The organism is [Micrococcus luteus] ATCC 49442 (assembly GCF_010367585.1).
In the GTDB taxonomy this organism is placed as follows: Bacteria; Actinomycetota; Actinomycetes; order Actinomycetales; family Micrococcaceae; genus Arthrobacter; species Arthrobacter luteus_A.
The window spans coordinates 16,153-37,717 of sequence record NZ_JAAAXP010000001.1; the positions used below are offsets into that span (position 1 = coordinate 16,153).

Genomic DNA, 21,565 nt, shown 5'->3' on the forward strand with positions numbered 1-21,565 from the left:
GGCAGTTCCAATCCATGCTTCCAATGCATACTTTAGGTACAATTGATAGCAAATACGGAACGTTTTGCATTGAGCGCCGGAAGGGTGGACGCATGCTTACCGATCATCAGCGGTTAGCCAGGCTCCTGCCGTTGCTGCCCATCCTTGCCGAGCTGGGCCGCACGCAGCACGTCACAGAAACGGCCGAACTGCTCGGAGTACCCCAGTCCACGGTGAGCAGGGCGCTGTCCAGGGCAAGCGCCGTCGTCGGAACTGAATTGCTCATCCGGGACGGACGGGGCGTGCGCCTTACTGCAGCCGCCCGGACCCTGCTGCCTTACATCGACTCGGCCCTGACGGAATTCCAGGCCGGGCTGGACCTCGTCCGGCACGAATCGGACGTCGTGCGGGGGAAGGTCTCCGTGTCCTTTCAGCACACCTTCGGCGAGGCCACCCTGCCGCTGCTCATCAGCGCCTTCCGCAGCCGCCATCCGGAAGCGGGCTTCACCCTCCGGCAGGGGTCCCGCGATGCCTGCCTCGCGGAACTTGCGTCGGGACAGTCGGACCTTGTGCTGACGGCCCCTGTGTCTGCGGCCAGCGGCACCATAGCCTCCGCGGCACTGTACCGGGAGCCGCTCCGCCTGGTGGTGCACCATGGCCACCCCCTGGCAGGCCGGAAAAAGGCGGGGCTCCAGGACATCCGCCGGGATCCCTTCGTGGCGCTGGAGCCGGGATACGGCATGCGGTCGCTGACCGACGCGCTGTTCCGTGAAGCCGGATTCCGCCCCAGGATCGCTTTCGAAAGCCAGGACACCCACACCGCCCGCGGCCTCGTTTCCGCGGGGCTTGGCGTCAGCATCCTGCCACCCGGCGGCAACGGGCCGGGGCGTCATGTCAGCCCCGAGACGGGAAATCTTGGCTGGGTTGAGGTTGCCTTGGAATCGGGCCTGGCGTACCGCGAAATCGGGCTCGGGTGGCGCCGCCGGAAGCCAGGTCCGGATGCGGAACCTGATCCCGTGAGGCATTTCCGGGAGCTGGTCCTGCAGGAAGGGCCCGGGCTGCTGGCAGGCCTGGTGGCAGCGCGCTCGCAGGTTGCCGGGCGCGTGGGACACGGCGACGGCCTTTCAGTAGGCTGAGGACGTGACTGATACCGAGCACTCCCAGGCCTCATCTTCCGGAATCCAGCCCGACGACGGCGGCGGGGCCAAACCAGTTTCCCCCTCCGTGGCGGGCATCATCATCGGCCTGGACATCGGCGGCACCAAGACGCGCGGCGTCCGGTTCGAGGATGGCGTGGCCGTGGCGGACCAGTCAGCCGGCAGCGCCAACGTCCAGAACGTCACCCCCGAGCAGGCGGCGTTGAACCTCGCCGACCTGTTCGCCCGGATCGGCGGCGGCAGCGTGTCGCAGGTGTATGCGGGAGCGGGGGGCATCGATACCGACGACGACGCTGCCGCCCTCGCTGCGCTGATCGAGCCTCATGTGCCGGGCGCAAAAGTCACGGTGGTCCATGATTCGAGGCTGCTGCTCGCGGCCGGCGGCGCCAGCACCGGTGTTGCCGTGATTGCCGGGACGGGTTCTGCGGCCTGGGGCCGGAATGGTGCAGGGGAGGAGGCCCGGGCCGGAGGCTGGGGCTACCTGCTCGGTGATGAGGGGAGCGGATACTGGCTGGGCCGTGAGGCGGTCAGGCACAGCCTGCGCCGTATGAACCAGGGGCTCCCGGTCGATCAGCTCACGGCCGTTCTGCTTGCAGCCTGCGGAGTTGACCACCCCAACAGGCTGATCGCACTCTTCCACTCCCCGGAGACCGGCCGCCGGTTCTGGGCCCAGCAGGCCCGCCTGGTGGTGGATGCAGCCGCTGCAGGGCACGAAGCCAGCCAGGTGCTGCTCGACCAGGCCGGCAAGGATCTCGCGGATCTCGCCGCGCAGGCACTCCGGAAACTGGGAATCGAGGGCCCGGTCATCCTGGGCAGCGGGCTGGGCATGAATGTGGTCCCGCTGCAGGATGCCTTCCGGAAGTACCTCGCGGCTGCCGGCATCACCGACGTCAGCGTCCTCGACAGGGATCCGGTGTTCGGCGTCCTGCAACTGGTCAAGGATCCGTCCGGCGAGTGATGGATCCGCCCGGTTCGTGAAGGGCCTGTCCGGTTCCTAAGGTGCCTGTCCGGTTCTGCGGTCCTGTCAGGGACCGGGTGACCGCCGCCTCGGGGCGAGCCTGACTGCCGGCATCGGGGGAGCCGGGATACGGCCCGCTTCGGCGCCTGCATCAGGTCCGTGTCCTTCGACCAGCCCGTAGCGGGCCCCCCGGGCCTCATCGTCGGCCAGCGCCGCCTGCGCTTCCCAATCCTCGCGGGCCTGCTCCACCTCATCATGGGTGCGGCCCACGAAGTTCCACCACATCAGCAGTTCCTCCTGGAACGGCTCGCCGCCGATGAGGAGGAACCGTGTGCCCGGCAGGGCGTCCAGGACGAGCGCCGACCGTCCCGCGCCCAGGTAGCCCAGCGGACCTGGCGGAACGTCCTGCCCGTCCAGCGTCAGCCCGCCGTCGAGCACCAGGACGGCATGTTCGAAGTCCGCGTCCAGGGGCAGGTCCACCCGGCCCTCGCAGGAAACCTCGGCCCCCACGATAGGGGAATACATGGTGGCCGGTGATACGGCACCCGCGAATTCGCCCACCATCACGGTGGCAGTGAAGCCCGGCCCTGTTGCCGTCGGCAGATCCCGGTGCTGCTCGAACGCGGGCTCCCGGTGGCGTTCACCGTCAGGCAGCGCAACCCAGAGCTGAAGTCCCCTCTGCAGCGGCAGCAGCCCGCCGTCGTCGGGATCCGGCAGGACCGCAAACTCGGAGTGCGAAACGCCGCGCCCGGCGGTCATGATGTTCAGTTCCCCGGGCCGGACCACCACGTCGCTGCCCACGCTGTCCCGGTGCCGGATGGTCCCCGCGAGCGGCCAGGTGACCGTCTGCAGTCCGGTGTGCGGGTGGGGGAGTACTGACATGGCGGTGCGGTCCGGGCCGAAACTGTCCAGGAAGCACCACGCACCTATAGTGGGCAGGCCGCGCTGCGGGAGGGTGCGCTGGACATTCATGGCCCGTACACCGCCCAGCGGAACTTCACGCTCGGGCCACAGTTGAAGACAAGGGCCTGACGTCCCGTCAGCTGCGGCGGGCGGACATAGTTCCTCTGCTGGTGCCACTTCCAAGTTCGTCACCCTCCCACTCTAGGACCGGTTCGGGTGAGGTGTCAGCGCCGGAGCCGCGCCAGCCCATGCAGGTCGGCGCCGGGACCCATCCCGGGAGGGCCCGGCCACGAATGGTTACAGTAGGGATTCGCTTGCCCGGAATGGCGGCCGATTCTGGTTACGCTGGGAACTGATTGCGCTACGGTAATTATCAGCGAGCTTACGACCCCCCCCATCTGCACCGTCCGATGCCGTCCAACAGAACAGGTACGTCCGGGAATGGACCCCAGCCATGATTGAGTTCCAGAGCGTTACCAAGCAGTATCAGGGCGGGCATCCTGCCGTGGACCAGCTCACCATGTCAATCGACAAAGGGTCGATCACCGTTTTTGTGGGGCCCTCGGGCTGCGGCAAAACCACGTCGCTCCGGATGATCAACCGTATGGTCGAGCCGACGTCCGGGGTCATTACCGTGGACGGACGGGACGTCACCACCGTTCCTGCCGCCGAGCTTCGCCGGTCCATGGGCTACGTCATGCAGTCCTCGGGACTGATGCCGCACCGCTCCGTGCTGGACAACATCGCCACGGTGCCCCGGCTCAACGGTGTCTCCAAGGCGGAGGCCCGCAAGCGTGCAACGGAACTTCTCGACGTCGTCGGGCTGGCTTCAGCGCTCGGCAAGCGGTACCCGTCCCAGCTCTCCGGCGGCCAGCAGCAGCGCGTCGGCGTGGCACGGGCGCTCGCAGCTGACCCTCCCATCCTGCTGATGGACGAACCCTTCAGCGCCGTGGATCCGGTGGTGCGCGACGAGCTGCAGCAGGAACTCTTGCGGCTGCAGCAGGACCTCGCCAAGACCATCGTCTTCGTGACACACGATATCGACGAAGCAACCATTCTGGGCGACAAGGTGGCGGTGTTCGCCGTCGGCGGCAAGCTGGCCCAGTACGCCACACCCGAGGAAATCCTGCGCGCACCGGCCAATGACTTCGTGGCCTCCTTCGTCGGGCGGGACCGCGGCTTCCGTCACCTCGGGTTTACCGCGTCCGACGCCGTAGCAATCCACCCGGTGCCGACACTTGTGTCCCGTGCCGGGCAGTTCGACGGCGATCCCGACGCTGTGTCGGACTGGCAGCTTGTGGTGGATGCGGACATGCGGCCGCTGGGCTGGGCACGGCCCGGAACCGACACCGACCTGATCCCCGGTGGATCTCTTTTCCACCCCGGTGACTCCCTGCGGCGGGCCCTTGATTCAGCGTTGTCGTCTCCTTCCGGCCAAGGCGTAGCAGTGGATGGGGAAGGCCGGGTCCTGGGCGCCATCCGCGCACAGGAAGTCCTGGCCGTCGTTGAAGCGGCCCGCCAGGTCAGGCAGGCTGCGCTCTGATGGAGTGGTTCCTGGCAAACAGCGGCATGGTCCTGGAACGGGCCGGGCAGCATATTGTGCTTGCACTGGTGCCCATGGTCCTGGGGCTGCTGATCTCCATTCCGCTGGCCCAGTTTGCACGGGTCCATCCGGTGCTGCGGTCAGTGGTGGTCACGGCCAGTTCGTTGCTGTACACCATCCCGTCGCTGGCGCTGTTCATCATCCTGCCTTCCATCCTTGCCACTCGGATCCTGGATCCCCTCAATGTCATTGTTGCGCTGACCATCTACGCGGTGGCGCTGCTGGTGCGCGCCGCCCTTGATGCCTTCGACTCTGTTGAAGAGGACCTCCGGCAGGCCGCGACCGCCATGGGTTACAAACCCTGGCTCCGCTTTGTCCAGATCGACCTGCCGCTGTCCCTCCCGGTGATGTTTGCCGGGCTCCGAGTCGTCTCCGTCAGCAATATCTCCCTGGTGAGCGTTGCTGCGCTCCTGGGCGTTGGCAACCTGGGGATGCTGTTTACTGACGGCCTGCAGCGGAACTTCGTGACCGAAGTGGTGGTGGGGATTGTGGCCATCCTGCTGCTGGCGCTGCTGATGGATGCGGTGCTGGTCCTGCTTGAGCGGCTGCTGACACCGTGGACCCGCGCCGCGAAAGCGGCAGGCCCGTCCGTGCCCGTCAGCGCACGTTATGTTGCCGATGCCAACGTGCACGCGGGGGCCGGCTCATGAGCAACGTTTTCACGGAAACCCTCGGCTGGCTTGCCGATCCCGGCCACTGGACCGGCAGTTCCGGCATTCCGGTCCGGTTGCTGGAGCACCTCCAGTACAGCGGGCTGGTCCTGGTGATAGCGGCAGCCATCGCGGTTCCCGTGGGCCTCTATATTGGGCACACCGGGCGCGGCCGCGTGGTAGCCGTTGCTGTGGCGGGCGCGCTCCGCGCACTGCCGACTCTGGGGCTGCTGGTTCTTTTCGCCCTCCTTGCCGGGACCAGCCTGTGGCCGCCGGTCTGGGCACTGGTGATCCTTACAGTGCCGCCGCTCCTCGCAGGAACATACGCAGGTATCGCCAGCGTCGACAGGGCCGTGGTGGACGCGGCCCGGGCCATGGGCATGACGGAGCTGCAGATACTTTTCCGCGTCGAGCTGCCCAACGGCCTGCAGGTCATGTTCGGCGGTCTCCGGACTGCCGTGCTTCAAGTTATCGCCACAGTATCCGTGGTGGCATACCTGCCCCTGGGCGGGCTGGGCCGCTACCTGTTTGACGGGCTGGTCCTGCAGGACTTCCCGCGCATGCTGGCCGGGTCCTTGCTTATCGCCGGGCTGGCCATCGTTATTGACCTGATCCTGGCTGCGGTGCAAAGAACAGTTCTTTCCCCGGGCCTCAAAACCGATCCCCGCGGTGGCCGGACGGCCACCGCTGATCTCCCAGCTGCCGCGCCCGCGCCAGCTGCTGTTCAAGGAGGCACTCCATGAAAGACAACATCCGGACCACGCTGACCCGCCGGGGACTGGCAGGCCTGGCCGCCGGCGTCGGCCTTGCCGTGGCACTGACAGCATGCGGCGGCGGCGATCCGCTGGCCACCCCCAGCACCAGCGCCACAAGCGGCGGCACCGGGGGCGGCTCGCTGATTGTCGGCTCTGCTGACTTCCCTGAAAGCCAGATCGTGGCGGAAATCTACGCCGGTGCCCTGGGCGCCGCAGGCATCACCGCCACCACCAAACCCAATATCGGGGCCCGGGAAATCTACTTCAAGGCTGTCCAGGACGGGTCGGTCGACCTGGTCCCGGACTACTCCGGCAACCTGCTGTCGCACGTTGATCCGGAGGCTGCCGAGGTCTCGGCCGAGGACATTTACAAGGCGCTGCCGGAAAAGCTGCCTGCGGGACTGGCCGTCCTGGAGGCATCCAAGGCAGAGTCCAAGGACGCCATGGTGGTCACCAAGGCCACAGCGGAGAAATACCAGCTGAAGTCCATCGAGGACCTTGCCAAGGTCTGCAAGGACCTGACCATGGCGGCGCCGGCGACGTTCGAAACGCGGGCTTATGGCTTCCCGGGGCTCAAAGCCAACTATGGCTGTGAACTGAAGGCCCTGAAGCCGTTCAGCGACGGCGGCGGCAACCTGACCCTGCAGGCCCTGCTGACCGATGATGTCCAGGTTGCGGACATCTACACCACCACGCCGTCCATCGCCGACAACGACCTGGTGGTGCTGGAAGATCCAAAGAACAACTTCAAGGCCCAGCAGGTCCTGCCGCTGTACAACACGGCAAAAATGACCGACAAGGCCAAGGAAGCCCTCAATGCAGTATCGAAGATCCTGACCACCGAGGACCTGGTGAATCTCAACCGTGCGGTCAGCGGCAGCCAGAAGCAAAACCCCAAGGACGCTGCTGCCACCTGGCTGAAGGATAAGGGCATCGTCAAATAGCGTCGGGCCTTTTCAGTGATTACGACGGCGGCTGCCGGACCCACAAAGTCCGGCAGCCGCCGTCGTCCGGTGGCTGCTGTTCTGTGTCCGAGGTCTCAACGGAAGTACATCCTTCCTGTGGCATATTTGATGGATGGCAGAATTCAAGCAGTCCACTAAGCTTCGCAACGTCCTTTATGACATCCGTGGACCGATTCTTCAGGCCGCCCAGCAAATGGAGGCGGAGGGTCACCGGATCCTCAAACTGAACATCGGAAACCCTGCACCGTTTGGATTCGAAGCCCCGGACGCCATCCTGGTGGACATGATCCGCCACCTGCCGCACGCCCAGGGTTACAGCGACTCGCGCGGAATATTCTCCGCCCGCACGGCCGTCTCGCAGTACTACCAGACCCGCGGGATCCAGAACATCCACGTGGACGATATCTACCTGGGCAACGGCGTCAGTGAACTCATCACCATGTCCCTGATGGCGCTGCTCGACGTCGGAGACGAAGTGCTGATCCCGACGCCGGACTACCCGCTGTGGACCGCCTCCGTTGCCCTCGCAGGCGGCAAGCCCGTCCACTACCTTTGCGATGAGGAGTCAGGCTGGCAGCCGGACCTCGAGGACATGGAAGCAAAGATCACACCCCGCACCAAGGGCATTGTGGTGATCAACCCCAACAACCCCACCGGTGCTGTTTACCCGGCGGAGACGCTGAAAAAGATCGTGGCGCTCGCCGAAAAGCACGGCCTGGTGATCTTCGCGGACGAGATCTACGAGAAGATCCTCTACGAGGACGCCGTACACATCAACCTGGCCGGACTCACTGGCGACGACGTCCTCTGCCTTACGTTCAGCGGACTCTCGAAGGCATACCGCGTCTGCGGCTACCGTGCGGGCTGGATGGCCATCTCAGGGCCGAAAAAGGATGCTGCAGACTACCTGGAGGGCATCAGCCTGCTCGCCAATATGCGCCTGTGCGCAAACGTCCCGGCCCAGCACGCCATCCAGACTGCGCTCGGCGGCTACCAGAGCATCAACGACCTGATCCTGCCCGGCGGACGGCTGCTGGAACAGCGCAACAAGGCCTACGACATGCTCAACGCCATCCCCGGCGTCAGCACACAGCAGGCGCGGGGCGCCATGTACCTCTTCCCGAAGCTCGATCCCGAGGTCTTCCACATCCGCGACGACGAGAAGTTCGTCCTGGACCTGCTGCGTGAGCAGAAAATCCTGGTCTCCCACGGCCGGGCCTTCAACTGGGTCCGCCCCGACCATTTCCGGATGGTCACCCTGCCCTTGGTAAAGGACCTTGAGGAGGCCATCAACCGCATGGGGGACTTCCTGAGCAGGTACAAAGGGAACTAGCCTGTGGTGACGCGCCTGTTGGCGCGGACACTGCGGACAAAGGAATCCCATGGCCGGCCTGGTTGAGTTCAAAGAGCATCCGTCCTTGACGCTGAAGGCCGGGGGTGGCTTTGTCCTGGCAGATGTTGACCCGGATGACACCCCGGGCTTCGCGGGCAACAAAGTTGACGGGCAGGCACTCCTGGCGGACCTGGACGACAAACTGGCCCAGTTTCAGGAGCAACTGTTCGCCGAGTCCAGGTTCGGCGGTACGAAGCGGATCCTGCTGATCCTGCAGGCGATGGACACTGCAGGCAAGGGCGGCATCGTCAATCACGTTATGGCCGCCATGGATCCGCAGGGGGTCCAGTTCAAGGCTTTCAAGGCGCCCACGGAGGAGGAAAAGTCCTACGACTTCCTTTGGCGGATCGAGAAGGAAGTTCCGGCCGCCGGCATGGTTGGCGTTTTTGACCGGTCCCACTACGAAGACGTCCTCATCCACCGTGTCCACGGCTGGGCTTCTCCGGAAGAGCTGAAGCGCCGGTACGTGGCCATCAACGAATTTGAGGCCCGGCTGACGGACTCCGGCACCAAGATCGTCAAAGTGATGCTCAACATCAGCAAGGACGAACAGAAAGCCCGGCTTACCGCCCGCCTGGATGACCCGGCCAAGCACTGGAAGTACAGCCGCGGTGACCTGACCGAACGGGCGTTTTGGGACGACTACATGGCCGCCTACCAGGCCGCCATCGATAACACGAACACCGAGGCGGCCCCTTGGCACGTGATCCCGGCCAACAAGAAGTGGTTCGCTCGCATCGCAGTCCAGCAGCTTCTGCTCGCCGCCTTTGAGGACCTTCACCTCCAGTGGCCCAAAGCGGACTTCGACGTCGGCGTGGAGCGCGAGCTCGTCCAGAGGTCCTGACCGGTCATCCGGGCTGCGGTGCAGGTCTAGCAGGACGCAAGGCCTAGCGGGACTCCGGGCCCGGCAGGGAAGCGGGCCCGGCGGGGAGCAGGTTACAGCGGCTGGTCGCGGGCTGCGGCGAGGCGTTTCCGGGCACCCTCCAGCCATTCCTCGCACCGCTTGGCCAGCGCTTCCCCGCGTTCCCACAGCGCCAGGGATTCTTCGAGGCTGGCACCGCCGGCCTCGAGTTTGCCCACTACCTGGACCAGCTGCTCGCGGGCTTCCTCATAGCTGAGGGCTTCGATTTCGGGGTCAGGCTTCGACTCGGGCATGTGCTTCTCCTTGTGTGAGTTCGCCGGTGGATGTTGCCCCGAACCGGCCGTGGGCCACCTGGACTGACAGGGCGGTTCCGGCAGGGGCCTCTGAAGGCTCGCGGACCACGGCATGGCCTGCAGGTTCTGTGGGCCGGGCCGGCCGGCCATCCGCGAGTTCCACCACGGCGTAGCCGCGGTCCAGGGTTTTTTGCGGTGACAGGGCGCGCACCTGGGCCTGCAGGTGGACCAGCTGGTCAGCAGCCCGCACCACCGTTGAGCTGACGGCCGCGGAGGAGCGCCTCAGGAGACGCTCAATTTCCTCAGCCCGTACCGTCACCATACCTTCCGGGCTGGCCAGGACAGGCCGCGAATGGAGTGAGGCCAGCCGGTCCGTCTCCCGGTCCACCAACCTGCCGATGCAGCGGCGCAGGTGTTCCCGGGCCTGACGGACATTCGACAGTTCCTCGGCTACGTCAGGCACAATCCTCTTGGCAGCATCGGTGGGCGTGGACGCGCGGAGGTCGGCAACGTCGTCGAGCAGTGGCCTGTCTGCTTCGTGCCCAATGGCACTGACGACAGGCGTGGCGGCAGCCGCCACGGCCCTGACCAGTTCTTCGCTGTTGAACGGCAGCAGGTCCTCCAGGGCGCCGCCGCCCCGGGCGATGACGATGACGTCCACGTCCGGGCGGCCGTCCAGCTCCCGGAGGGCGCGGACGATCTGGGATACGGCTGTGTTCCCTTGGACGGCGACCTCCCGGATCTCGAACTCGACGGCGGGCCAGCGGAGGGCAGCATTTTGAAGGACGTCCTTTTTGGCGTCCGAGTCCCGTCCTGTGATGAGACCGATCCGATGGGGGAGGAGCGGCAACGGCTTCTTCCGCGAGTCGGCAAAAAGCCCTTCCGCGGCGAGAGCCTGCCGGAGCCGTTCGATCCGTGCCAGAAGGTCGCCGAGGCCAACGGGCCTGATGTCCCTGACCTGCATGTTGAGGCGGCCGGTCTTCAGCCAGAACTCCGGCTTGAGCAGGGCAACGACGCGGGAACCGCGCTCCAGCGGCATGTTCTGGCGGTCAAGGACTTTCGTCCAGACGGATGCAGGCAGGGAAACCTCGGCGTCCACGTCCCGGAGCGTCAGGTAGGCGTTGCCGCCACGGCGGTTCATCTCAATGACCTGGCCCTCCACCCAGGCCGCCGGTGCGCGGTCGATGTGGACCTTGAGCTTTTGGGACAGCAGCTGCAACGGCCAGGGATTGTCGGGCGTCGTTTCAGCGGCGGTGGCAGGCAGCGTGGTGGCAGCAGTGCCTGGCAGGGCAGCCTGTTCAGACATGCGCGCTGCCCCCGAAAACTGTGGCTGGCAGCATGGTGGTCCTTTGTTTGGAAGGTGCAGAGGCAAACGTTCAGATAGGGCTGGATGGCGGCTTTCATTCAAGTGAATGGCGGCGGTCATTCAACCTTATCCATAACCTGTACCACCCGGGGCTGACATCCGTTGTCCGGTAACCAGCCCTATGATGGCTTTGCCGACGCCAACCAGTGAGGACCTTTTTTTGCGCACCTTTGTCTCTGCCCTGGCCGCCGTCCTGGGTCTCCTGCTTTCCGCCGTGGCCATTCCGGCGATCTGGGCTGACCGCAATATTGTCCAGGAGGACGGCTTCGTGGCGCTTGCCGCACCGCTGGGGCAGGACGCCGGGTTCCAGCAGCGGCTTGCGGTGGCCACGGTGGGCACCATCGACACCGGTGGCATCCCCGACGCCCTGGCCGGCCTGGTGAGGCCGGTGCTGGAGGCCGCCGCCGGTAAGCTGACAGGCCTGCCCGGGTACCCGGCGGCATGGGAGGAGACGCTCCGTAAGAGCCACCGGCTTAGTTTTGCCGATCCGGCGTCGCTGCCTCCTGAAGCGGATACGTCCTCGTCCCTGACCCTGGACGTGGCACCCCTCGTGGCCTTGGCGACGGAAGAGCTCTCAGGCCAAACGGGACTCCCGCTGGATCCGCCGGAGCAGACGCTGATCAATGTCGGGCAGTCGGACCAGCGCCAGCTGATCGAGCGAGTGACAGCGTACGCTCCGCTGGGGTACCCGCTCGCCGTAGGGGCAGGCATCGCCTTTGCGCTGGCGCTCGTGGCCGCGCGCCGTCGGTGGGCAGTGCTGGTCAGCGTTGGCTTTGGTGCCTTGCTGCTGGCCGCAGTCTGGACCCTAAGCTCCAGCATGGCGCGCGATGCCGTGCTGGGAACAGCAAGCGGAAACGGGATTGCGGACATGTTCAAGGAAGCATTCGTGGCGGCGGCTTCCACCAGCTTCGGATCCTGGATCACGGGCACCCTCGTTGTTGGCGGGTTGCTCCTGGTGGCGGGCTTTGTGACCAGGGTCGCCTCGCCGGGACAGCGACACCCAAACCGGTAGCATGGAGGCATGACTTCCTCTGCAGTTTCCCTTTCGATGCCAACTGTCCCGCGAAGGCGGCGCTCACCTGAGGAAGTACTCGCAGCATCCCCGGTGTCCGGCCCCAAGCGGGTCCTCCTCGCTGCTCCGCGCGGCTACTGCGCAGGCGTGGACAGAGCTGTGATCGCCGTGGAAAAGGCATTGGAACACTATGGCCCGCCCGTCTATGTCCGCAAGCAGATCGTGCATAACGTCCACGTGGTCAGCTCGCTCGAGGCGCAGGGCGCCATCTTTGTGGACGAGACGGATGAGGTACCGGAAGGCGCCCTGGTCATCTTCTCCGCCCACGGTGTATCGCCCGCAGTTGTCCAGTCCGCCGAGGATCGTGGCCTGCGCACCATCGATGCCACCTGCCCCCTGGTGACCAAGGTCCACAAGGAAGCGGTCAGGTTCGCCAAGGACGACTTCGACATCCTGCTGATCGGACACGACGGTCACGAGGAAGTTGAAGGAACCGCCGGCGAGGCGCCGGAACACATCCAGATCATCAACGGCCCCCACGAAGTGGACAAGGTGACCGTCAGGGATCCGGAAAAGGTCATCTGGCTGTCCCAGACAACGCTGAGCGTGGACGAGACCATGGAAACCGTCCGGCTGCTGAAGGAGCGTTTCCCGACGCTCCAGGATCCGCCCAGCGACGACATCTGCTATGCCACCACCAACCGCCAGGTGGCCATCAAGAAGATCTCGCCGCAGGCCGACCTGGTCATTGTTGTGGGCTCAGCCAATTCCTCGAACTCGGTCCGGCTTGTCGAAGTTGCCTTGGAGTACGGTGCCAAGGCGTCCTACCGCGTGGACTTCGCCAACGAAGTGGACGAGGCCTGGTTTGAGGGCGTCGCCACTGTGGGTGTCACATCCGGAGCCTCCGTTCCCGAAGTCCTGGTCACCGACGTCCTGCGCCTGCTGGCCGATTACGGCTATGGTTCGGTGGAAGAAGTTGTGACCGCCGAAGAGGACCTCCTGTTCTCGTTGCCCAAGGAACTCCGGGCAACGCTGAAGGAGGCCGGCGATGTCAGCCGCGCCCTCGGCGGGCGCCGGTCCCGCGACTGACAGGCCGCCCCCCGTCAGGCGGCCTCGTTGTCCTGCTGCAGTTCGGGGGCAGCCAGCGAACGCGGCGTCACCTCGAGCGCTGCGGGGGTCAGCAGTCCTGACTCCTCCATGGCGTTGAGCTTGCGGGCAGTGGGCAGGATCCGTGCCTCGAGCGTGCCCACCATGGAGTTATAGCGGTCCACCGAGGACTTCAGCGACGAACCCAGCTTCCCCACGTTCTCGCCCAGGGTCCCCATGCGTTCGTACAGCTGGCGGGCGAGGTCAAACAGTTCGCGTGCGCTGTCCGTCAGCACATCCTGGCGCCACGTGAAAGCGACCGATTTCAGCACAGCCAACAGCGTGCTTGGCGAGGCCAGCACCACGTTCCGTGAAAGCGCATGGTCCAGGAGCGTCGCATCTGCCATCAGCGCCGCAGCCAGGATGGATTCCGCGGGCAGGAAGCAGATCACCAGCTCGGGGGAGTTGCCGGGAATGTCCCAGTACTTCTTGTTGCTGAGCGCGTCCACGTGGGCACGCAGGGCCTTCGAGTGGGCTGCGAGCAGCGCCTGCCGGGAAACGTTGCTCCTGGCAGCACCCTGACCGTTGAGGCTGGCGTGGTCCGGGCCTGAGGCTGAGCCGAGTTCCTGGGCTTCGAGATAGGAGGACAGGGGAACCTTCGCGTCAACCACCAGCTGCTTCCCGCCCGGCAGCTGGACCACGAGGTCGGGCCGGATGGTTGAGTCGCCGCCGGCACTGTGGACCTGCTCCAGGAAATCGACGTGCTTCAGCATTCCGGACGCTTCGACCACGCGGCGCAGCTGTACCTCGCCCCACTGGCCGCGGGCGCTGTTGGACCGCAGAGCGGATTCAAGGGCATGGGTTGACCGGATCAGCTGGGCATCGGACTGCCGGGCCTCCTGCAGCTGCTGTGCCAGCTGGCCGTACTGCTCGAGGCGGTCGCGCTCCAGCAGCGCCACCTGCTGCTGTACCGCAGTCAGCTTCTCCGCAACCGGAGCGAGGGCACGCAGCACGCTGCCGTCCTGGCTGCGTGACTCACCCAGCTCCCGGTTCTGCGCGCTGAGAAGCCGGCGCTCGGCGTCGGCCGCTGCGAACTGTGCGTTCACCTCCGAAAGGCGGGCAGAGACGGCGTCGAAATCCTCTTCCAACGCATTGCTGCGCCTGCGAAGGATCAGGTAGGTGGCGGCGGCACCGGCGAGGGCGCCAAGCAGCAGCATGAACAGGGCAAGAATCAGGGCAAAAGCATCCATAGCCTCACTGTGGCATGGCCCTCTGACATTTTACGGAAGCGACATATCCGCCGGGTGTTCCGGCGCCCGCCGCAGCCTCCGCTTGGGCATCCGCACACTGCTGGCGGACCTGTTGGGGCCCGGATGCCGCATAACCGGTAGAATCAATGTCCGTGGCTCTTACTATTGGCATCGTCGGACTGCCCAACGTCGGCAAATCAACTCTCTTCAACGCACTGACCCGCAACCAGGTCCTGGCGGCGAACTATCCGTTCGCTACCATCGAACCCAATGTCGGCGTCGTGAACCTGCCGGATCCCCGGCTCCAGAAGCTCGCGGAGATCTTCGGCTCCCAGCGCCTGTTGCCCGCACCGGTGTCCTTCGTGGACATCGCCGGCATCGTGAAGGGCGCGTCCGAAGGCGAGGGCCTGGGCAACAAGTTCCTCGCCAACATCCGCGAGGCCGAGGCCATAGCCCAGGTGGTCCGCGTGTTCGATGACCCCGATGTCATCCACGTGGACGGCAAGGTGGATCCCCGCTCGGACATGGAGACCATCAACACCGAGCTGATCCTGGCTGACCTCCAGACCATCGAAAACGCCATTCCCCGGATCGAAAAAGAAGTCAAGATCAAGAAACGGGAAGCCGCCGAGCTGGCAGCCATCAAGGCAGCCCAGGCGGTCCTGGAACGCGGCGACACCATTTTCTCCTCGATCAAGAGCGACAAGCTGGAGATGGAGCACCTCAAGGAGCTCAGCCTCCTGACCGCCAAGCCGTTCATCTACGTCTTCAACGCTGACGAAGGCATCCTGGGCAGCCCGGAGAAGCAGGACGAACTGCGGGCACTGGTCGCCCCGGCGGACGCTATCTTCCTCGACGCAAAGCTTGAGTCCGACCTCGTGGAGCTGGATGAGGAAGAGGCCCGCGAGATGCTGGAAATGAACGGCCAGGATGAGTCCGGCCTCGACCAGCTGGCCCGCGTGGGCTTCCACACGCTGGGCCTGCAGACCTACCTCACGGCAGGTCCCAAGGAAACCCGTGCCTGGACCATCCACCAGGGCGACACCGCACCGCAGGCCGCCGGCGTGATCCACTCCGACTTCCAGCGCGGTTTCATCAAGGCCGAAGTGGTTTCCTTCAATGACCTCATCGAGGCCGGCTCCATGGCTGAAGCCAAGTCCCGGGGCAAGGTCCGGATTGAAGGCAAGGAATATGTGATGGCCGACGGCGATGTGGTGGAGTTTAGATTTAATGTATAGCTTCTGACCTGTTGATCTCTTTGGCGCAGGGCAAGAAGTGCGCAAGGACAGGTTACGGACGGCTTGAGGTTTTCGATGCGGAGAACTCCGGGCAGAGGAGTACCGCATCCGTCCAGCCTCTGGAAACCGAGCCGCGCGGGGTTGCCTGCAGCGCGTGACCTAGGATCTACCCATGATGACTCTTCAGGGTGCGGTTGTTCTGGTGGTCGGCGCCACTGGCGGACTCGGTTCGCGCATCGCCGCTCAACTGGAGAGCGCCGGCGCTATCGTCGCCCGTTCGTCAAAGTCTGCTGGGTACGATCTGCGCGAACCCTCCGTGATCCGGGAAGTCCTGGAAGCCACAAATGCGCAGCACGGACGCCTCGACGGGCTGGTCGTGGCGTCCGGGGTCGTCGCCTTCGGCGCCGCATCTGATCTCGAACCCGCCACGGTGGACGAACTCTTCGCTGTGAACACGATCAGTCCGATCCAGCTCATTACCCAGAGCCAGCCCTACCTCGCGGCCTCGGCACGTGAGGGTCGGGAGCCTTTTGTGGTCACACTGAGCGGCGTTGTTGCCGAGGCACCCGTGGCTGGTCTGGCGGCCTACTCGGCGTCGAAGGCTGGGCTTGCGTCCTTCGTCGTCGCAGCGGCGCGGGAGTATCGCCGCGCGGGCATCCGAATCCTGGACGCCCGCCCAGGTCACACTGGTACCGCGCTCTCCGAGCATCCGATCGCCGGGTCAGCGCCGCGATTCGGAGCGGGGCTGGATCCGGACGTGGTTGCAGCGCGGATTATCACCGCGATCGTCGATGGCGAGAAGGATCTACCCAGCACGGCCTTCTAGGCTCGGCCAAGGTCCTGTCATTGAGCGCTAACGAAGCTAATGGATCCCGAAGTGGGTTCATTGCGGACGGCAGGGGAGTCGAAGCCACCTTGCCCTGCGTCGGAACCGACTCGAAGCGGCTGGCGGATCTGAGCCCGGCAGTGAGGAACTGGTCACGGAGTAACTGCAGAGGTTGTTCCGTGGCGGAACGTGGTGGAGCTCCGCTTCAACGTCAAGTCCCGTCTTCTAAAATCGCGTCTCGGCTCGGCCGGGGCGCGGTTTTCAACCCGCCGGGGTCCACCCCAGGGCAGGGCCCAATGTGGTGGCGATGTCGCTGAGGATCTGGACGTAGTCATCGTGGTCGAAGCTGAAGGGCAGCGCGAACGCTACTTCGTCGACCTCCTGGAACCCTGCGTGTGCGTAGAGCAGTTCTGCGATCTGCTCGCTGGTGCCGATGAGATCAGGGGCGAAGAGCATCCTTTTGGGCCCCTGCGGCGCGCGGGTGCGGGGCGTGCGCTCATCGACGTATCGCTGGTACTTTTCCCGCTGTGTCGCTGACGCCGAATCAGTGGGGATCACCACCAGGCCCTGAGAGACCCGGGCTCCTCCGTTCCCTTGTGCTGAGGCGGCCGCAGCTGCACGGTAGGCGCGGATCTGGGACTGCTGGATGGCGGCAAACGCCGGTTCCTGATTGGCTTCCGGAAAGATCACACTGCTGGAGAGCAGATTGAATCCGTTCGCCCCTGCCCAAATAGCCGATTTATAGCTCGCTGCCCCGTACCAGAGCCGATCGCGCAGGCCGGGGGAATGCGGCTCGACGCGGTTGGAGAATTCTTCGACGACACCTTGCTTTCCGGAAAACTCCCGGACCCGTTCCCCGGCAATTAAACGGGCCAGCCGATCCACCCGTGCGTAGCTGAAGTCCTCCAGCTCTGCGGAGTCCGGGTACAACTCGTGCTTGACCGCGTCATAGTGCATAGGTTCGCCCACGCTCAGCCCCGGATTGATGCGTCCGCCGGCAAGCAGATCCACAGTGGCCAGATCCTCCGCGAGCCGCAATGGGTTTTCCCAGCCCATCGGGGTCACGGCTGTTCCAAGCTCTATCCGGGACGTGCGCTGGCTGGCTGCGGCCATAACCGCAACGGGGGAGGAGATTCCGAACTGCAGGTGGCGGTGGCGCAGCCAGGCGCTGTCGAATCCGAGCCGCTCGCCCAGTTCGATGACCTGCAGCGTCGACTCGTGCCCCGCGGCCGGATCCGCCGGATCAAACAGGCCAATGGTGAGGAATCCAAGCTTGCGTAACGGCTGTGAAGAGTGGGGCATTGGCTTCCCTCAGGGATCGGCGAACGGATGATCCTCATGATATGCGGGGCCGGAGCCTGCTCCTTGGAAGCATCCCGGAACCACTAGAATTCAAGGAAAACAAGGAGATTCAACGTCGTGCGCGTATTTGGGGTAGGTTCCGCCGGTCTGGTTCCGGAAATGGCAAAGGAGACGGCATGCCGCTGAGGCGACTGATTCAGCTCATCACCGGGGCGGCTGCGGCGGCCCTGGTCATCTCAGGATGCTCCGGCGGCGGCGGAGCGGCGCCGGTTGCAGTCGGGGAAACCAAGCGCGGTGGGAGCGCAACGGTGGCCGAGGTGAACGCCTTCACCTCCTTCAACCCGTTCAGTGCCGCCGGCAACACGGACATCAACACAAAGATCGGCCACATCACCCATTCGGGGTTCTACTACGTGGACAACACCGAACAGGTGATCCGCAATGAGAAGTTCGGCCGTATCGAAAAGGTTTCCGACAGGCCGCTGAAGGTTAAATACACCGTTAACGAGGGTGTGAAATGGTCTGACGGCGAAGCAATCGACACAGGGGACCTCCTCCTCGCCTGGGCTGCCGGTTCAGGCTACTTCGACGACGCCGACGCCCGGGCGGGCACCGGCACAAAGTATTTCTCCGCCGCTTCTGACACGTCCGGCCTCGCCGCGACCGGCCTCCCGGAGACCGGAAGTGACGGCCGTTCCATCACCCTCGAGTACGCCGCCCCGTACGCGGACTGGGAAGTGGCGTTCGACGTCGGACTCCCGGCCCACGTGGTGGCCACCAAAAGCGGCCTCAACGACGAAGATGACCTCATTGAGCTGATTCAGGATTCGCCGCGCGGCGACGCCGACGAACCTGCAGTCAACGCCCCGCTGAAGCGCGTCAGCGATTTCTGGAACTCCGGCTTCGACACGAAGACCCTGCCTCAGGACCCGGCCATGTATCTCTCCAGCGGCCCGTACATTGTCAGGGACATCGTGCCGGACACCTCGATCAGGATGGTCCGGAACAGGGACTACGTCTGGGGAGCCGAGCCATACCTTGACGAGGTCACTGTCCAGTTCACCGGGGACGTCCCGGCAGCAGCCGCAGCGCTAAGCGCAGGCCGGGCGGACATCATTGCCCCGCAGCCGTCCGCCGCTGCCGAGGGCCTCTTCGAGCAACTGGCCACCCAGGGCAATACTGTGGAGCAGTACAGCCAGTCAGGATACGACCATCTCGATCTGAAGTTCTCCGGCCCGTTCGCTGACAAGGCCGTTCGCGAAGCCTTCCTTAAGACAGTTCCACGGCAGGAGATCGCAGAAGACGCGGTGGGGGAACCGGCAACGGACGTGAAACCGTTGGACTCGCACGTCTTCCTGCCGTCGCATCCCAAGTACGCGGAGACGGTGAAAGACAACGGTTCCGCGAAATATGCAGAAGTGGATATCCAGGGGGCCCGGTCTCAGCTGCGCGGTGCTGCCCCTACCATCCGGGTCCTGTACAACAGGGACAATCCGAACCGTGCGCGGGCCTTTTCGCTTATCCGGGACTCGGCGCGCCTTGCGGGCTTCACCGTAGAAGACGCGGGTCTTGGCAATGCGGACTGGGCGGCGGCGCTCAGCGCCGGGTCCTACGATGCTGCCATCCTCGGCTGGGTCGGCCCCAGCGTCGGCGTCAGCCGCGTCCCGCAGATCTTCAAAACCGGCGGCGGCAGCAACTTCAACGCGTTTTCCGACGCCGAGGCTGACAATGCCATGGAGCAGCTGGCCGGCACGCCGGACCTGGCAAAACAGGACGAACTGATGGCTGACATCGACAAACGGGTGTGGGAGAGCGCCTACGGCCTGCCGCTTTACCAGACCACAGGAGCGGTCGCGTTCAGCCCCCGCGTCGCCGGAATCAAGCCCAGTTCAGGTCCTCTCGGTGTGTGGTGGAATGTGTGGGAGTGGCGCCTTAAATAGGGCTTTGACAGGCCGGGGAAACGCCCATGAAACATGGCCGGAAGCTCGATTTCGCCGTGCTCCTACTAGCGAGTAGCATGTGACTTGCGCAACTTCCGGGTTCAGGCTAGTTACTGACGATTAACTGATTACGGTTTGGCAACGGTGTACCAGTATTTGGACTTTGTGCGGCTAGGCTACTCGTATATGCGCTGCGTCACAGTCTGAACCTGTGACGGGCGTACCGGGGGGCAAACGACTTCCCCGGAACTTCTCCCACAACTCATAGGAGGCGGAATGCGTTTCACGCGCACTTCCAAAGCACTCGGCATGGTGGCGATCGCTGCCCTTGCCCTGACCGGCTGCGGCGCTGGAGGCGGCAGCAATGACGGTGCCAGCGAATCAGCAGGTGACCCCAATAAGGTCATCACCGCGTACAGCAACGAACCGCAGCACCCGTTGCTGCCGGCCAACACCAATGAGGTGTACGGCGGCCGCGTTGTTGAACTCCTGTTCGAGGGCCTGACCAGCTACGACCCCAGCGGCAAGTCGGTCAACGCGCTGGCTGAGTCCATCGAATCCCCCGATGGCCAGAACTACACCATCAAGGTCAAGAGCGGGACCAAGTTCACCAACGGTGAGGAAGTCACCGCCAAGAGCTTCGTGGACGCCTGGAACTTTGCTGCACTCAGCACCAACGCACAGGGCAACAGCAGCTTCTTCGATTCGGTCGAAGGCTACGCCGATGTCAGCGCCACCACTAAGAGCACCGGTGCCGACGGCAAGGAAGTTGAGACCCCCGCGCCCACCGCCCAGACCCTGTCCGGCCTGGTGCTGAAGGACGACACAACCATCGAGGTCAAGCTGAGCCAGCCGGAGGCCGACTGGCCCCTGCGCCTGGGTTACTCCGCCTTTATGCCGCTGCCCTCCGCAGCACTGGCGGATCCCAAGGCTTACGGCGAAAACCCCGTGGGCAACGGCCCGTACAAGATGGCCAAAGAAGGCGCATGGCAGCACGACAGCCAGATCGAACTGGTCAAGAACGCTGATTACAAGGGCACCCGCGAGGCCAAGAACGGCGGCGTGACCTTCAAGTTCTACACCGATCCTGCCCCGGCTTACACGGACATCCAGGCCAACAACCTTGACGTCACGGATGTGCTGCCCACCAACGCGCTGCAGACCTACACCACGGACTTTCCGGATAACCACCTGAACAAGCCGTACGCAGGCAACTCCACGCTGAACATCCCGTCCTACCTGCCGGAGTTCACCGGTGAAGCCGGCAAGCTGCGCCGCCAGGCCATCTCCATGGCGATCAACCGCGACGAGATCACCAAGGTCATCTTCAACGGCACCCGCATCCCGGCCAAGGACTTCACCTCCCCGGCTGTGGATGGCTACAACGACAACGTTGAAGGCTCCGAGGTCCTGAAGTTCGATGCTGCCAAGGCCAAGGAAGCATGGGCCAAGGCAGACGCCATCAGCCCGTGGCCGGCCGACAAGACCCTTCAGCTGGCGTACAACACCGATGGCGGCAACAAAGAATGGATCGACGCCGTTGCCAACAACCTGAAGAACAACCTGGGTATCAAGGCTGAGGGCCAGGCATTCGCCAAGTTCGCCGAAATCCTCAACCTGCGCACTGCCAAGACCCTCCCCGGCTTCACCCGTGCAGGCTGGCAGGCCGACTACCCCTCGCTGTACAACTTCCTGGGCCCGCTCCTGAAGACCGGCGCCAGCGCCAACTACGAGGAATACTCGAACCCCGAGTTCGACAAGCTCCTCAACGAAGGCCTGGCCGCCAAGTCCACGGACGACGCCAACGCCAAGTTCACCGAGGCACAGGAAATCCTGTTCCAGGATCTCCCCAACCTGCCGCTCTGGTACTCCGCACGGCAGGCGGTCTGGAGCCAGAACGTCACCAACGTGGACTCCGGCTGGAACGGTGTTCTGCAGTACTACAACATCACCGCCAAGTAGTCCTCTGAACCCGTCCAACTCAAAAAGCTAATGGGGGTCCGGCCTATGGGCCGGGCCCCCATAGC

General features: G+C 64.5%; 19 protein-coding genes. 14 read left to right on the forward strand and 5 right to left on the reverse strand.

From position 1 onward, the window contains the following. Nucleotides 1-92: 92 nt before the first annotated feature. Together GUV69_RS00100 and GUV69_RS00105 are read left to right on the forward strand one after the other, a co-directional pair. Nucleotides 93-1,115 carry a LysR substrate-binding domain-containing protein gene (locus tag GUV69_RS00100; RefSeq protein WP_164198724.1) on the forward strand — a complete coding sequence of 341 codons (1,023 nt, stop codon included), beginning with the start codon at nucleotides 93-95 and terminating at the stop codon, nucleotides 1,113-1,115. 4 nt (nucleotides 1,116-1,119) lie between these two features. Further along, on the forward strand, nucleotides 1,120-2,094 hold the full coding sequence (locus GUV69_RS00105; RefSeq protein ID WP_208786560.1) for an N-acetylglucosamine kinase: 975 nt from the start codon (nucleotides 1,120-1,122) through the stop codon (nucleotides 2,092-2,094). A gap of 66 nt (nucleotides 2,095-2,160) precedes the next feature. Here the strand turns inward: GUV69_RS00105 and GUV69_RS00110 are convergent, their stop codons facing one another. Next, nucleotides 2,161-3,189, reverse strand: coding sequence for a pirin family protein (locus tag GUV69_RS00110; protein ID WP_164198725.1), 1,029 nt, complete (start codon nucleotides 3,187-3,189; stop codon nucleotides 2,161-2,163). A gap of 262 nt (nucleotides 3,190-3,451) precedes the next feature. Here GUV69_RS00110 and GUV69_RS00115 point away from each other — a divergent pair, with 262 nt between their 5' ends. The 6 genes from GUV69_RS00115 (at nucleotide 3,452) to GUV69_RS00140 (ending at nucleotide 9,207) form a co-directional block, all read left to right on the forward strand. After that, nucleotides 3,452-4,540, forward strand: coding sequence for an ABC transporter ATP-binding protein (locus GUV69_RS00115; protein ID WP_164198726.1), 1,089 nt, complete (start codon nucleotides 3,452-3,454; stop codon nucleotides 4,538-4,540). Further along, on the forward strand, nucleotides 4,540-5,250 hold the full coding sequence (locus tag GUV69_RS00120; RefSeq protein ID WP_164198727.1) for an ABC transporter permease: 711 nt from the start codon (nucleotides 4,540-4,542) through the stop codon (nucleotides 5,248-5,250). Before GUV69_RS00115 ends, GUV69_RS00120 begins: the two co-directional genes overlap by 1 nt. After that, complete coding sequence (locus tag GUV69_RS00125) at nucleotides 5,247-5,993, forward strand: ABC transporter permease (RefSeq protein WP_164198728.1); 747 nt, start codon at nucleotides 5,247-5,249, stop codon at nucleotides 5,991-5,993. The genes GUV69_RS00120 and GUV69_RS00125 overlap by 4 nt, the downstream gene beginning before the upstream one ends. Further along, the gene (locus tag GUV69_RS00130) at nucleotides 5,990-6,949 is read left to right on the forward strand and encodes an ABC transporter substrate-binding protein (RefSeq protein ID WP_164198729.1); all 960 of its coding nucleotides are present in this window, start codon (nucleotides 5,990-5,992) and stop codon (nucleotides 6,947-6,949) included. Before GUV69_RS00125 ends, GUV69_RS00130 begins: the two co-directional genes overlap by 4 nt. Before the next feature lie 133 nt (nucleotides 6,950-7,082). Further along, the gene (locus GUV69_RS00135) at nucleotides 7,083-8,303 is read left to right on the forward strand and encodes a pyridoxal phosphate-dependent aminotransferase (RefSeq protein WP_164198730.1); all 1,221 of its coding nucleotides are present in this window, start codon (nucleotides 7,083-7,085) and stop codon (nucleotides 8,301-8,303) included. Nucleotides 8,304-8,352: 49 nt separating this feature from the next. Next, complete coding sequence (locus GUV69_RS00140) at nucleotides 8,353-9,207, forward strand: polyphosphate kinase 2 family protein (protein ID WP_164198731.1); 855 nt, start codon at nucleotides 8,353-8,355, stop codon at nucleotides 9,205-9,207. A gap of 92 nt (nucleotides 9,208-9,299) precedes the next feature. On the opposite strand, the gene GUV69_RS00145 is transcribed toward GUV69_RS00140, so the two are convergent. Together GUV69_RS00145 and xseA are read right to left on the reverse strand one after the other, a co-directional pair. After that, nucleotides 9,300-9,518, reverse strand: coding sequence for an exodeoxyribonuclease VII small subunit (locus GUV69_RS00145; RefSeq protein WP_164198732.1), 219 nt, complete (start codon nucleotides 9,516-9,518; stop codon nucleotides 9,300-9,302). Continuing rightward, nucleotides 9,499-10,824, reverse strand: a complete 1,326-nt coding sequence (xseA, locus tag GUV69_RS00150) for an exodeoxyribonuclease VII large subunit (RefSeq protein WP_164198733.1) — start codon at nucleotides 10,822-10,824, stop codon at nucleotides 9,499-9,501. The genes GUV69_RS00145 and xseA overlap by 20 nt, the downstream gene beginning before the upstream one ends. 220 nt (nucleotides 10,825-11,044) lie before the next feature. Here xseA and GUV69_RS00155 point away from each other — a divergent pair, with 220 nt between their 5' ends. Then, nucleotides 11,045-11,896: a hypothetical protein gene (locus tag GUV69_RS00155; RefSeq protein WP_164198734.1), complete on the forward strand. Its 852-nt coding sequence runs from the start codon at nucleotides 11,045-11,047 to the stop codon at nucleotides 11,894-11,896. A 9-nt stretch (nucleotides 11,897-11,905) separates the two neighbouring features. Next, a complete protein-coding gene (locus tag GUV69_RS00160) occupies nucleotides 11,906-12,985 on the forward strand; it encodes a 4-hydroxy-3-methylbut-2-enyl diphosphate reductase (RefSeq protein ID WP_164198735.1) in 1,080 nt (359 codons plus the stop codon). Nucleotides 12,986-12,999: 14 nt separating this feature from the next. Here GUV69_RS00160 and GUV69_RS00165 read toward each other — a convergent pair whose 3' ends face one another. Then, complete coding sequence (locus tag GUV69_RS00165) at nucleotides 13,000-14,232, reverse strand: DNA recombination protein RmuC (RefSeq protein ID WP_164198736.1); 1,233 nt, start codon at nucleotides 14,230-14,232, stop codon at nucleotides 13,000-13,002. Between the two features lie 152 nt (nucleotides 14,233-14,384). On the opposite strand from GUV69_RS00165, the gene ychF reads away from it, so the two are divergent. Together ychF and GUV69_RS00175 are read left to right on the forward strand one after the other, a co-directional pair. Further along, entirely contained in the window at nucleotides 14,385-15,470 is a 1,086-nt protein-coding gene (ychF, locus tag GUV69_RS00170) for a redox-regulated ATPase YchF (RefSeq protein WP_164198737.1), read from the forward strand. Nucleotides 15,471-15,642: 172 nt separating this feature from the next. Beyond that, on the forward strand, nucleotides 15,643-16,296 hold the full coding sequence (locus tag GUV69_RS00175; RefSeq protein WP_164198738.1) for an SDR family NAD(P)-dependent oxidoreductase: 654 nt from the start codon (nucleotides 15,643-15,645) through the stop codon (nucleotides 16,294-16,296). 261 nt (nucleotides 16,297-16,557) lie between these two features. On the opposite strand, the gene GUV69_RS00180 is transcribed toward GUV69_RS00175, so the two are convergent. After that, the gene (locus GUV69_RS00180; RefSeq protein ID WP_164198739.1) at nucleotides 16,558-17,598 is read right to left on the reverse strand and encodes an LLM class flavin-dependent oxidoreductase; all 1,041 of its coding nucleotides are present in this window, start codon (nucleotides 17,596-17,598) and stop codon (nucleotides 16,558-16,560) included. Nucleotides 17,599-17,774: 176 nt separating this feature from the next. On the opposite strand from GUV69_RS00180, the gene GUV69_RS00185 reads away from it, so the two are divergent. Then, nucleotides 17,775-19,538 (forward strand): ABC transporter family substrate-binding protein, encoded by a 1,764-nt coding sequence (locus GUV69_RS00185; protein ID WP_164198740.1) that lies wholly within the window; start codon nucleotides 17,775-17,777, stop codon nucleotides 19,536-19,538. Between the two features lie 276 nt (nucleotides 19,539-19,814). Beyond that, nucleotides 19,815-21,500 (forward strand): peptide ABC transporter substrate-binding protein, encoded by a 1,686-nt coding sequence (locus GUV69_RS00190; protein WP_164198741.1) that lies wholly within the window; start codon nucleotides 19,815-19,817, stop codon nucleotides 21,498-21,500. Nucleotides 21,501-21,565 lie beyond the last annotated feature (65 nt).